The organism is bacterium, from assembly GCA_037128595.1.
Lineage (GTDB): Bacteria > Verrucomicrobiota > Kiritimatiellia > CAIKKV01 > CAITUY01 > JAABPW01.
Map to the genome: position 1 here is coordinate 19,036 of JBAXWB010000028.1, position 14,081 is coordinate 33,116.

The window sequence follows — 14,081 nt, forward strand, 5'->3', positions numbered from 1 at the left end:
CTCCGTGGGCACCACCACCGCACCGGGACAGGCGTCCTCCTTGTTGTATACCCAGGCTGTTTCCGTTTTGACTTACGGCCGGATTCTTCCGCCATCAAGCCGCAGTGTGAGTTCGGGCATTGATGAAGTCTTAAGGGAAATTACTAATCCGCATTGCATAAAACATTAAATATTGTTGACGAGACCCATGGGTCAGAGTAAGAGTGAATCTAAATATTGCAGAGATACGATGAGTTGACGAACCCGGAAAGAATCCTCTTCATGAAGATCAAAGCCTGTGCGGTTGTTGGTGCGTTGTGTCTGTGTTCCCCCGGCGGAACCTTTGCCCAAGTCACGAATCCGGAGCCAACGCGCATTGTCGTTGAGTGTGAGGATATGAAGGGCGTGGATCAGGAACATTTCGGGCCGGGTAGCGGCTGGCAGGTGGGGCGCTGGGGCCATGATCTGTACCAGAACAATACCTTCGGCGGCGCCTGGTCGAGTCGTCTGCGTAATGCCATGACCGATGAGGGCAACAATTCGGCTGAGGCCATCCAGGATATTGATGTGCCCGTCGACGGCACCTATATGGTCTGGGCCAAGTATGAGTGTCCACCTAATTTCAATTACGCATTTGGCGTTCGTCTTGAAGAGAGCCGCGGGAAAGTGGTTTACGAAAAGACCTATGGATTACGCGAATCGGCCAAGCATTTCAGCTTTAAAAGCCAGCTTTTGACTGGCGATCTCTATTGGAACTGGGGATTGGATCATGATGCAGCCGAAGGTTATCCCGTTACATTGCAAAAAGGACGTTACCATCTGATCCTCTCGAAAAAGACGAACCCTGTACCCGCTGGCGCTCGCTCAGTGGATGTCATCATGCTCACGACCGATCCTTCGCCGGTATCTGCGCCGCGCTTTACGCGCTTTCCGCTTTTGGATGAACTCCGTCGTGCCAACCACGTCTATTTCCGCTTCAGGAATACGGGGAGTGCGCCCATGAAGATTAGTTGGACGCATTACAATCACCGGGCGCCTGACTACTATTATCCTATGAATACGGATAAGATTTGTTTCTATGATGAGAACGGTCAATCGCTAGGGACCCGTAAGAATGGCGATTGGACGAATGCCATTGCACCTGGTGCCATCAGTCCCTGGTTTGACCTGGGGCCGACGATGAACGTTGAGTCGACAAGTCCCTACCAGTTTTCGGCCAATCCGCCCGGTGCAAAGCCAGCCAAGGATAGCAAGAGCATGCCCTTTGCCGTTGACCTGGCGCTTGAGCCTGTGGCCTCAAAGATCTTGAAATCATTTGAACTTCCCCGGGGTGAACCGGCCTTGGGCGTACTCGTTCAGCCGGATTTGCATCGGAAAGAGGGCGTGGCATTTACCCGTTCGACCTTGGAGATTTACCAGGAGTTGACGCGGGCATTGAATGCTGAACCGCGTTTGGGGCCTGTCCCCAGGAAGTTAAAGTTGTTTGCGCAGACCGAGGGGCCGTTGTCGGGTGATGATATGTCCGCGGCCGCCTTGGATTTCCGCGAGGCATTGGGGATCAACACCCTACCGATCAACAGCCCCAAGAGTATCCCCGCTGTCCTGGCCCGCCATAAACCGGAGACCCCCGTGGTGACGCGGTCGGAGATTTTCCTGCACTCCACTGATATCCCGACGATGATCAAGTATGTGAAGGATAACAAAATGGAGGACAATTTCTATTATCTCTCCTTTGGTGATGAGATCGGGCTGCCGGCGATTGATGTCAAGGATACAGCCAAGGTGGCGGAATTCCGGGAGCTGCTAAAGCATGAAGGGGAGACCCCGAAAACATTAGGGGTTAGTGCTTGGGATCAAGTGAAGCCGTTGCCCTCGCTTTCCCCGGCCGTGGCGGTGCAAATCGGTGTGTTGCCGGCGGGTTCAGGTAATGGGGGCATATCGGCTGAACTGAAGCGCCTCTACTGGTACAGTCAAAGATTCCAGGTGGAGTTGGGCATTCGGACCTTTGCCGAAAAGACCAAGACTTTCCGTGAGGCGTTGGGCCCCGAGGTGCATACTGCGGCCAATCTGGGGAGTATGATGCCGTTTTTCTGGATGCACCAGGCGACCTTCATCGAGGCGTTCAAGAAGAACGCCATGAGCCTGGCGTGGAGCGAGGATTATACCTACTGCCAACCTGAGGCGTCACGCCTGGTGGCTGACTTTGAGGTGGCTTACCTGCGCAAGGGGGCCAGCTACCATGATACGACCATGAAATTTTACTGCATGCCGCATTGGCCCGGCAATACCCCTGAGTGCCTGATCCAGAACGCGGTCCTGGAGTGGGGGCAGGGAGTGAAGGATCTCGACTTCTACCAAATTAACCCGGATATCTGGGCAACGGAAAATTATGTGGCGTACCGTGGTGGCCTACCCACGTTGAAAGCGGTTCGCACCCTTAGCAGTATGGCGGGGTTGGTGGAAGATCATCTGTTGCCCGCCCGCGTTGAGCCCGCCCGGATTGCCATGTTGTTGAGCGAGTCCAGCGATCTTTGGGAGACGGAAGGAAAAGGGCAGGGGGCGGTCGAGCCCGGGTCCGAGGCCACCAATGTGTCCCAGGAAGAGCGTAAGGCCATCTGGTACGCCCTGCGCCGTGCCGGGTACCGGGTGGATGTGGTTACGGAAGAGGATTGCAGTGAGGGCCTGCTCAAGCAGTACCGTGTGTTGTATGTCTGTGGCCAGAATCTGGAGGCCAAGGCGGCCCAGGCGGTTGAGAAATGGGTGAAGGCGGGCGGGGTGGTCTTTGCCACGGCCGGCGCCGCCCGGTTCGACGAATTTGATGCGCCGACGAAGGCCCTCGATAAATTGTTCGGGCGCGGCGGACAGGTTAGCTATCAGCACTATAAGGGCCCGCTACGGGCGCGTCTGGAACTGATCTGGCAGAAACCGCTGGATCAGGTGACCCTGGCCAGTGGGGGAACGGTGAACGCCCTCTGCAGCCGGGAGGAGTTTGAGGCATCCAAGGACGCGAAAGTATTGGGTTCCTACAAGAACGGCAAGCCTGCGCTGATTGAGCACACGTATGGTAAGGGGCGCGCGATTTATGCCGGCCTGTTGCCCGGTCAGGCCTATCTCCAGCCCGGCATGCCCGTCATGCCGCAAGGCAAGAGCGGCGCTCAGTCCAGTCGCTGGATGATTGAACCCATGACCTGGGATGCGACGGCGGCGGGCATCATCCTGAGCCCGGTCACCGCGGCGGGCGTCCAGCCTGATACGATTGTTAGTGCGCCGGGTGTGGTGATCAACCGCTTGAAATCTGAAAAGTCGACGGTGCTCACGGTGGTCAATCTCGGCCAGCAGGTGAACGGCGACCTCAAGGATGTGGAAATCCGCGTGACCGATGCCGGTTCAGTAAAGCGCGCCTGGTCCTGCTACTATCCGAAAGGCATTTCCCTGGTGAAAAACGAGGCCGGCGAAGTGGTGGTTAAACTGCCCACGTTAGCAACGGTGGACATCATTGTGTTGGAGCGCTGAGTGGCCGCACTGAAACGGAGTTAAGCAATGAGTAATGTATCCGTTCTATTCGATGTAAATGCGTCTTTCGGAAAGCCGTCTTCAGGGGGGACTGACTTCCCTGCCATCCAGGATCGGCTGGACACCATGGATCGGCTTGGGATCAGCCGATCCCTGGTCTGGAATCTTGATTCGCGCCAGAACAGTGTGCTGGCCAGCAATACGGTTTTGATTGAGGGTATCCTGAAGACGCCCGGGGCCGCAGGGCGGATATTTCCGGCTCTCGCCGTCTCCAGTCTTATAACCTATGAGCACGATGGGTTGGCGTTGATGGAGCAGCAGCTGAACGCCATGCCCTGCCGGGCCCTGCATTTTACGGCCGGCATGGTGCGCCTGACGCTGATGCAGTTGGAGCCGGTCATCCAGCGCATCCGCAGTTTGCGCCCGTTTATCATCCTGAATCGTGACGAGGCGTCCGTCGCGGATATTCTCGAATTTACGGCGCTGTTCCCGGATATTCCGCTCGTATTGACTGAAATCACCTGGGGCTCTTGCAATACGGTTTTTGATTTAATGCGCCGCCGTCAGAACATTCTGATGGAGTCCTCATGGCTGCATACGTTCAATGCCGTGGAATTGGTTGTGAAACATTTCGGGGCGGAGCGTCTGCTTTTCGGCACAGGCTATAAATCCCACAATGGGGCGGCGATGGGGGCATTGGCACGCGCCAATATCACCGCTGAACAGCGGCATTTGATTGCCTCTGGCAACTTGGATCGATTGACTGGACTGAACACGGTCCCGGTGAAAGCGGCTTCCTGTTGGACCGCCAATACCTTGTGGCCGAGATTTCTGGAAGGCAAACCTCTGGGCGTGGATGTGGTGGATGCCCATGGGCACCTCGGGCCTTCCGGCGGCTACATGCTGGAGGCGCAGGATGAGCGCCAGCAGATTGAGGCAGGAGTGAAAGTCATGGATGCCATCGGCATCCGCACCTTGATGGTCTCCGGGATGCAAGCCCTGTTCGGGGGGCCGGTGGAAGGGAATGACCTGCTGGAAACATTATTACGTCCCCAGGCGGACCGGATCTCCGGATATGTGGTGTTCAACCCGTTTTATGCCGATGAACTGATCCCGAAATTTGACGCCTACTTTGCCGGTCCGGTCTACAAGGGGTTCAAGACCTTGTGCAGTTACTGGAAGGTCCCAATCACGGATCAGCGATTTATCCCGATGTGGACATATGCCAACCAGCATCATCTGCCGGTGCTCTCCCACACCTGGGGAGCGGATGGGTATGATTCCCCGGCTCAATTTGAAGACCTGGTAAAAGAATATCCCAATGTTCCCTTCATTCTTGGTCATGCCGGCGGTGTGGATAAAGGGCGGCTTGAAGCGGAGGAATTGGCTCAGAAATATTCAAATGTGTATCTGGAGTGGTGCGGGAGTTTCTGCTCAACCATTTGCTGGGAAAAGACTTTGAAAATAGTGGATTCCAGGCAGGTGGTTTTTGGTACCGATGCCATGGCCCATGATTTTAATTGGGAGTTGGGTCGGCTGTTGTCACTGGATGTGCCCGATCAGGTGTTGATCGCCATCCTGGGCGGGAATATGCGGTGTATTCTCGCCATGCGCAAACGCATCTAAAATAATAAGGACAAACTAATGATTACCTTTCCCTTTCCGCCGGATTTCATGTGGGGCGCGGCAACTTCGGCATTTCAAATCGAAGGGGGCGCTTCCTCGGATGGGCGCGGTCCCAGTGTCTGGGATCACATGGCGGCCACCCGGCCTGAGCTTTTCCACGAGCGACACACCCCGGCTGTTGCGGCCGACTTCTATCACCGGTATCCTGACGATATCGCCCAAATGAAGGAACTGGGCCTTAACTCCTTCCGTCTTTCACTTTCATGGTCGCGTATATTGCCCCAGGGCCGCGGGGCCGTTAACAAGCCGGGGTTGGATTTCTATGACCGGTTGGTGGATACGCTCCTGGCGCAGGGGATTCAGCCGCTAGTGGATCTTTATCATTGGGATCTGCCCTGGGCATTGGCGCAGGAGGGTGGGTTCAACAATCCGGGGATCGTGGCGGATTTCGAGCATTATGCGCGGGTCTGCTTTGAACGATTGGGCGACAGGGTTTCCTGTTGGAGCACCATCAATGAGCCAACGGTTTTGTCGGGCTTTAACCCGTTCGATCCCGCCAATGACGATGAATCGCAATTACGCCGCTGGCAGATGCATGTGCTGTTGATGCACTTTGCGGCGGTACGGGCATATCGCGACATGGGCTTGCCCGGCAAGATCGGCGCGGTCATGGCCTATGTCCCCGTCTACCCGGCATCCTTGTCCGAGGCGGATCAAACGGCAGCCCGGCTCCGGCAGCACCTTGTGACAAACTCATGGCTGGATCCGATGCTCAAAGGGACCTATCCTGAAGAACTGGCGCAACACCCGGACATGGCCGCCATCCTGCCGCCTGACTTGCAGGCGCGCATTCAGGAGGCCTTTTCGCCGATGGATTTCGTGGGGGTCAATTATTACACCACCTCCATGGTGGGGCATAAGCCCGGTGCGTTCCTGGAGTCGGATGTGGTCAAACCCTTTGCGGGCCAGTCGGAGTCCCTGAAAACCGTTTACGCACCCGGCCTCTATGACTCACTGAACTACCTCAGGCAGCGGTACGGCGATGTGGAGCTCTATATCACGGAAAATGGATATGCCACGGACCGTGAAAAGCCGCATGGTGCGGGTTTGGAGGATCCGGCCAGAATCGATTTCATCCGGGAGCATCTGCGGGAAGTGGTGCGTTGTCTGCAGGCGGGAATCAAGGTGCGGGGTTATTTTTACTGGTCCTTGTTCGATACGTTTGAGAATACAAGCGCCTACCGGTACTGTTTCGGGCTGCTTCAGGTTGATTTTAAAACATTGAAGCGCAATCCGCGTCAGAGTTGGTATTATTATCAGAAATGCATTGCCCGGAACACCGTGGTTCCTTGACGACGAGTTCCGATCAGGGAGACACATAAAGTAACTCTAAATATGGATACTTTCTATGCTGTGGATGTGATAGATCATTAGGTAAAGCGCATTGCATAAACTCGCATATAGATTGACATGCGCCTGCTGCATAAATATAGTTCCTGACCGTCAAGTGATGTTTAAAATCATGTTTTGATCATGGGAAAATATAAGGATTAATCATGGCATTACCACAAATTGATTTGGAAGTGGATTTGGGCCACCAGGCGGGCCTTATTCGTGCGCTCAATGGCGTCAACTTGGGGCCGCTCTCGTTTAATGGCTGGCTGGATCTTTCTGACGAGTTCAAGAAGTTGGGGTTTCCTCAGACGCGATTGCATGACTGTCCTTATGCGGTGTCTGAGACGGTGGATGTGCATAGCATTTTCCCGATTTTTGATGCGGACCCGCAGGATCCCAATAATTACCGGTTCGCGATCACGGATGACTACGTCCGTTCCGTTTTGGATACCGGCTCAGAGGTCATTTACCGCCTTGGGGAAAGCATTGAGCACCATACCCGGGGTCGGTATTTTGTCCATCCCCCGAAGGATTTTAAAAAATGGGCAGACATTTGTGTGAACATTATCCGGCATTATAACGAAGGTTGGGGTAAAGGTTTTCACCATGGGATTCGCTATTGGGAGATTTGGAATGAACCGTGGAACCAACCCGATTGCTGGACGGGGTCTGATGAGGATTACTATCGGCTCTATGAAGTGACGGCCAAGGCGATCAAAGGTCATGACCCCAAAATGCTGGTGGGCGGACCCTCGACCGTCGGGGCAACCAACCCGCGAAACTTTGGTGAAAACTTTTTGAAGCATTGCCAAAAGATGGGTGCGCCATTGGATTTTTATTCCTGGCACATTTACAACTTGGATCCGCTGGAGATGGTGCAGGAATCGTTCAAGGTCAAAGACCTGCTGGCGAAATACGGGTTTGCGCATGCCGAAAGCCACTTGAACGAATGGAACTACCTTCCTTCGGAGGGGTGGCGCTTTAACTCCCGGAGGAAGGATCCTGCCTGCATTCGGCGCGCTTTCGAAGAAATCGCCAGTGCTCAAGGATCCGCCTTTGATGCGGCTTTTCTTATCCTCATGCAGGACTGCCCCATTGATGTGGCCAACTTTTATTATTCCGCAAACAATGGTACATGGGGGCTCTTTGATCAGTATGGTGCGCCTAATAAGACCTATTATGCTTTCCATGCGTTCCGTTCCATGCTTGATACGCCGCATCGTGTGAGGACGACACCGAACGATCCGCTGACTGGTTGTGCACTGCTAGCTGGCGTGGCGGATACGCCAAAGGCGGGAATTCTGCTTGCGAATTTCAGGGCGCGCGCGGCCCACTTTGCGGTTACGATTAAAGACTGGCCATGGCCTGGAAAAGCAGTCTGCAAACGTTACCTGCTCGATTACGACCGCAACCTGACACTGGTGGGCCAGGAAATCTTGGACGAGAAGAACACCATTTTGCGTCTGTGTATGCCCGCCCCCGCATTCTCTTATTTGACGTTAACGCCCGACGGCAAGGACGCCGATTCGCTAGGTGGCCATCTCGCAAATTAAGAATTTGTAAATAATACCGGAGAAAACAATGAAACAGTTGGTCTTGCAGAAAGTTACGCTTCCCTCAATTGGCTGTCCCCAGGAACCCCGCCCGGAATTGACGGAGAAAGTTTTTAACTCGCGTTTAACCCTCGTGCGGCAACGGATGGAAGAGCGTTGCTTGGATGCCTTAGTCGTCTACGGTGACCGTGAGCACTTCAGTAATATCGAGTGGCTGACCCATTATGATCCCCGGTTTGAGGAGACCCTCCTTGTTGTACTACCTTCCGGGCGCCCAGTTCTCTTTGTCGGCAACGAGGGGATGGGCTATTCCACCATAGCCCGGCTGGATGTCGAGCGGCGGTTGTGGCAGACGCTGAGCCTGCTCGGACAGCCTCGCGATCAGGTGCGTCCGCTGGTTGATTTGCTGCGGGAGGCGGGATTGGCATCCTGCGCGCGGGTCGGTTCGGCAGGCTGGAAGTATTTTTCCGAGGCGGAGTTCCCTCATCCTGAAACGGTGCTGGATCTGCCGGATTATATCGCGACACCCCTGCGGGCGGCGGTCAAGTCCGGGGGCCGAGTCATCAATGAAACGGCCATGTTCATGGACGCGGAGCGCGGGTTGCGTGCGGTGTGTGAGTTGGAGCAGTTGGCCAACTTCGAATGGATCGCCACCTGTAATTCCCAGGCCTTGCTGGATGGCATTACAGCTATCCGTCCGGGGATGACGGAGTTTGCGGGGGCTAGCCTGATGGGGTACAACGGTTTGGCCCATGGCTGTCATCCCCTGTGTACTTCGGGTGAGCGGGCACGCCGGCATGGTATGGCCAACGCCACCAGCAATCTCCTCCGTCCGGGTGACCCCATTATGATGACCATGTCCTATCAGGGCGCCAATACCTGTCGTTTCGGCTGGCTGGCCTCGTCTGCCGCCGAGCTGGCGCCGGATATCCGGGATTATGTGGAGCGGGTAGCCACGCCGTATGCTTCCGCGCTTTTCGCCTGGTACGAGGCGATGCGCATCGGGGTCACCGGTGGGGAACTTCACTCCGCGGTCCACACGATTCTGGATAAGGCGGGCGTCACGGTCGGGCTCAATGCCGGACATCTGATCGCGACGGATGAATGGGTGCACAGTCTGGTGACCGCCGGATCCAAGCAGCAGGTTTGCAGCGGGATGTACTGGCAGGCTGATTTCTTCGGCACAGTCCCAACGGCCCATCATGGCGCTTTTGCCGAGGATGGCCTCGCGCTGGCGGACGCTTCGCTAAGGGAAAAGATCCGGACTCACTATCCCCAGATGTGGCAGCGGATTGAACTCCGGCGTCAGTTCATGGCCGAACAGTTGGGCCTCACACTGGCGCCTGAGCTGCTGCCTTTTTCCAATTTCCCGGCGATGTTGATCCCGTTCTTCCTGGATCCCCGCTGTACCCTTGCTCGTGTAACGCCGCAGAAATAACAGACGTGATCCAAATGCTGAGCAACGATAAAGATAACCACCCGCTTCGCTTGAGACACGGAGACACGGAGACAAGGCGAAGATCCTCCTGCGCTAAAATGGCGAAGGGCAAGAAATACAAATGTGGCGTTTATCTCGTTCACGCGGGTACACGTGACCAAAATAAGCGCCACGGTTTCTTGAAGGAATTCATAGAGGTGGAGGAGGCATTAACCTCTCATCTTTCTCGTTGTATTACTCCACGAAACCGTTGCGGTATTTTTCATTCTGGTACTCCGGAATTAAAAATACCGCAACATTCTCTTCGAGTTCTCCGTGACTCTGTGTCTCAAGCGAAGCGGGTGGTAAATCTTATTTCGAAAGGGTTGATGAGATGAATACACTGCATCTGCTGGATGATTTTTGTTGGAAGGGTGAGAAGGATGAATTCATTGTATCCCCCCGGCGTGGCGGGCGGATTGTTTCGTGGCGGCATGGCGGTGCCGGGGAACTCGTCAAGCAAGTGGGGCTTGAGGACGGTGGACTCCTGCGCATGATGCTGGGTGAGGAACGGTATCCTGGCACCAGCTTCAATACCCCGCATCTGGCTCAACTCCTGCGTAACGATGCGCAGGGTTTTTCCATTCGTCTGCGTCATTATTGGAATGCCTCCAATGCCATTGCCCGGCGCCTCGGGTGGATCGACAAGATCAATCCCGTTTACCTCGATGGCCTCCTGCTCGATAAGACGGTTACCTTCGATGCCGCAACGGCGACGGTGTCGGTGGAACTGGAGATCACCAACCTGACGGATGAGGTGCGCCGGGTCACCCCCTGGCTGCAGAGCCATTTCCACGGCTGGGTGCAGGACACCTTTGTGACTCTCGGTGGTGAAAAAAGACCGTACTTGTGGGAAGACGTCCCCTGGGCCGGGCACCGGGCGGTAGCGGGCAAATCCATGCGCCTGATCAGTGCGAGCCACGACGGCTCCCTCGCGGTTTTGCTCGGGGCAGGCACCGAATGGTTGATGGGTATGGCCTCTTATTCGCGGGCTGACTATTTTGCCAAGGACTCGACCGAGGGGTGTGTGGAATTGCGTGGCGTCACGCTCACAATCCCTCCGCGCCAATCTTGGCGGGGTAATATGTTCCTCGCCCTGACGGAGGGGCCGGACGGGTGGAAGAAATGGGCCGATGCGGCGCCAATCGAATTGGAACATCAGCTTGGGGCGGCTCGGGAACCGGGCTGGGATCCCGCCTCGTTGCTTCCCATCTTGGGGAGTTGGGCCTTGCCGGAGGAGCGGGTGAACGGCCTGATGGTGTTATCGCATCTTGATAAAGTCCCCTTTACCTCGGCCAACCGCTGCGCCGCGTCCAATAGTTTTTCACAGTTCCGTGCGGACCCGTCCGGCACGAAGGCGCAAGCCACGGTCAACTTGTTTCCGCTTCAGCCGTTCGCGTCCCTTCATGTGGAGGTCACGGGCTGTTCCGGCTGGCGGGTGCTTCAACCGCCCCGGTCATTGGCCGCCTATGAGCCTGTTGTGATGGTTCTGGAAGGCCCGATCGGACTGGAAGGCCGGGAGGTCGTGGAGGTCCGTCTTTCCCGCGCAGGCCAGCCGCTGGTCACGCTTCGCGTCGAGCCTGATGCGGCTATCGAACCGTGTTACTCCTTCCAGGTCAAACAGTGTTCCACTTATCTTGATGAGCGCTGGCATGCTGAGAAAGGCGCTTTTCCTGGCACGACGGCGGCGGCGTTTGAACCGTGGCGGGAAGCGGCGCGAGGGAGGTTGCGGAAATGGATGGAGGATGCGGTGACGGCTCCGGTGCCGCTGGCATCGCGCGTGGTCGAGCGGCAGACCGGTCCCTTTTGCATTCGTGAAAAGGTTCTGATCAAGACCGAACATGATCTCTGGATTCCCGCCTATCTAGTCCGGCCGAGACGGATTCCGGTGGGGACCAAAATGCCGGCGATCCTGTTTCCCCACGGAAGTGGAGCTGGCAAGTCGTCATTCGTGCCCGATGAGACAGGGGAGGAGCAAAACCCGACTTTGTTTGACCAGTGGCCTTCGCCTTACCAGTTCGCTCATAAATTGGGTTGTGTCGTGTTGATTCCCGACCGGCGTGGCTGGGGGGAATGGTCGGAGGCGAACCATGGTCAGCGCTGGGAACGCGCCTGGGCCGCGGGTTACAACCTCAAGGCCATGGACATGTGGGATCATATGCGCGCCGTTGATTTCCTGGTTCAGCGTCCGGATGTGGATGTGACGCGGATTGTCAGCATGGGGAGTTCCGGTGGAGGCTTGGTGACCACGTTCATGATGGGGGCCGACCCCCGGGTCGCGGGCGGCATTGTCAGCAGTTCGCTCACAACCCCGCCACGACTTTCTGATCAATATTTTTACAGAAGAGCGGTTGAGGGGGCTGTGGAGGTGAATCCCGCATCGGAATACCCGCTGGCGTTGGGGACCATCCACTGTCTGGCGGCGCCCCGGGTGCTGTGGTTGATGGATGGCAAGGATGATCCTTGTTATGCCCTCGCCAACATGTTGCCACATACGGAAGAGGAGCGGCAGGCCGCCTTCAGCAAATGGCGTGCGGAAAATGATGAGGGCCGTGCGGAAATAGCGCGCATCTACCGGTTACTGGGCATGGAAGGCAACTATCAGGCCACCTGGTTTGAAGGGCTCCATCTGGCCGGGTTCACGTTCAATAACATTGCGAAATGGCTGAAGGAAATGTTCGCGATAGAAAAAGGCACATGATGGGGATCGGAAAAATTTGAACAGAAGTTCGCGATGACCGCGAAGAAGAAAAGAACTGTTTGTTAAAAGAAAACTGAGGATTCTATGAAGCAAAAAACGATGAAATGGCTGGGTGGCGTGGCGGCGATGGTTCTGATGGCGCAGTCTGCGGCGGTGGGGGGCTTGGCCGTCAGTTATGTCAAGACGCTCGGGCAGACGAATGTCAAGGGGCAACCCTTTCAGACGGTTGGTTCGCGACTGAGTGTGGACAAAGATGGAAATCTTTATCTTAACGGCGGGGTGAATGCCCCCTGGAACATGCTCATGAAACTGGCGCCCGACGGCCGGATTATCTGGCAGTCCAACTGTGGCGGATATGGCGATATCGCCACGGCCATTGACGGTGAGTATGTTTATGTCACCAAGGCCAACCTGCTGAGACGGTTCACGATGGCGGGTGGCACGATGGATGCCGCTTGGGGGTTTGGAAATGTGAGTTGGGGGCCGGGCGCGGATTCGACAATGACCGGGTTTCCCCGTTTGGTCGGTCCAAGAAGTTTAATCGTTTCCGGTTCCTTCCTCTATGTGGTGGATACGGGACGTGATGAATTGCTGCGGGTGGATAAGGCTACCGGGAAAGAGCATCCGTTCAGCAGCCGGCTGATGGCGCTGGCCCCGGTGGATATTGCGAAGGCCAAAAACGGAAACCTCCTGCTGTTGACCGGCGAATCCGTCTTTGAGGTCGATGCCGAAGGGAATCCCGGGAAGGGGCCGCTGATCGATGGGTTTGCCGGTGCCGTGGCCCTTGATGTTGAACCCGGCGAAGGGATGATCTATATCGCCATAGGCGGCGTGGGTGGCGATTTAGTGAACACGATCAATGAGTACAGTGCCACCGGGAAGCCGACGGGTGTGAAGATTGGGCGCGGCGGCGGGTACAGCGGGGTCTGGGCCGCGGATCAGTTCGCTTTTGCTGCCGGTCGTGGCGATATCGTGGTGGACCCGGCGGGCGGTATCTGGGTTGGCAATGATGGTGGGGGTAAGTTGCCGACGCTGCTCCATTTCGATCGAACCCGGAAACCAGACAGCCTCCTGATGGGGTTGAATGGCAACGGGTTGGTTGTGGACGCGGACTTGAACGTCACGGTTGGCGGATCATGCAAGTTGTCCTGGGACAACAAGCCGCTGTGGACCAGTGGGCTGGTCACTTTCGGCGATCTCAAACAGTATCCGACTGTGGGCCCGGGTAACTGGTGGTTCACGGCGGCCTATGCCGATCTTTCCGCAGTGGTTGTATTCAACCCGCCTGCCCGGTCTGTGATGGCGTTGTCCGCTACCACCGGCGCCCTCATCAATGGCTACGGCGGGGCGACGTCGGCACGAGCTTATTGTTCTGCCGGGAAAAGTGTTTTTTATGTAAAGGAGGGCGGCATCGAGAAATTGGATGTTGCCGCGTTGGATAAACCTACGGCGTTTTTCAAGCCTTCGGATGGCGCGAAGTTCACCGACAGCGCTTTAGCCGTCAGCGCCGATCACCAGCGTATCTATGGGCAAGTGGGTGATAAAATCACCTGCTATCGCAAGGATGGCGCCAAAGTGTGGGAAGTCGCCGCCAAGCCGCCCATGGTCCTCATGAAATCGGTGCTATGGGTTCCGGCCGCTGGGGGTGGCGTCCTTGCCCTGGATGCCACGACAGGCCAGTCGCTGGGGGCGTTTGGAAACAAGGATGTGGATGGCCGCCTTCCCGTTAGCCCGGCTTCCCTGGCGGTGGGCGCCAAGGACGGTAAGGACTATCTCTTCGTCAAAGGTGAATCACAGATTCAGGTGTTTGAAGTCACGGGACCGTGACGGATAGTCA

7 protein-coding genes are annotated in these 14,081 nt (G+C 56.2%); all 7 read left to right on the top strand.

The window, feature by feature from the left end; all coding sequences use genetic code 11:
• The first annotated feature begins 261 nt into the window (after positions 1-261).
• Positions 262-3,492 (top strand): beta-galactosidase trimerization domain-containing protein, encoded by a 3,231-nt coding sequence (locus WCS52_15520; protein MEI6168592.1) that lies wholly within the window; start codon positions 262-264, stop codon positions 3,490-3,492.
• A gap of 27 nt (positions 3,493-3,519) precedes the next feature.
• The gene (locus tag WCS52_15525) at positions 3,520-5,118 is read left to right on the top strand and encodes an amidohydrolase family protein (protein ID MEI6168593.1); all 1,599 of its coding nucleotides are present in this window, start codon (positions 3,520-3,522) and stop codon (positions 5,116-5,118) included.
• A gap of 18 nt (positions 5,119-5,136) precedes the next feature.
• A complete protein-coding gene (locus tag WCS52_15530) occupies positions 5,137-6,471 on the top strand; it encodes a family 1 glycosylhydrolase (protein MEI6168594.1) in 1,335 nt (444 codons plus the stop codon).
• Between the two features lie 203 nt (positions 6,472-6,674).
• The gene (locus tag WCS52_15535) at positions 6,675-8,066 is read left to right on the top strand and encodes a hypothetical protein (protein MEI6168595.1); all 1,392 of its coding nucleotides are present in this window, start codon (positions 6,675-6,677) and stop codon (positions 8,064-8,066) included.
• A 28-nt stretch (positions 8,067-8,094) separates the two neighbouring features.
• Complete coding sequence (locus WCS52_15540; protein ID MEI6168596.1) at positions 8,095-9,504, top strand: M24 family metallopeptidase; 1,410 nt, start codon at positions 8,095-8,097, stop codon at positions 9,502-9,504.
• Between the two features lie 373 nt (positions 9,505-9,877).
• Positions 9,878-12,244 (top strand): prolyl oligopeptidase family serine peptidase, encoded by a 2,367-nt coding sequence (locus WCS52_15545; GenBank protein ID MEI6168597.1) that lies wholly within the window; start codon positions 9,878-9,880, stop codon positions 12,242-12,244.
• Between the two features lie 84 nt (positions 12,245-12,328).
• On the top strand, positions 12,329-14,071 hold the full coding sequence (locus tag WCS52_15550) for a hypothetical protein (protein ID MEI6168598.1): 1,743 nt from the start codon (positions 12,329-12,331) through the stop codon (positions 14,069-14,071).
• The last annotated feature ends 10 nt before the right edge of the window (positions 14,072-14,081 follow it).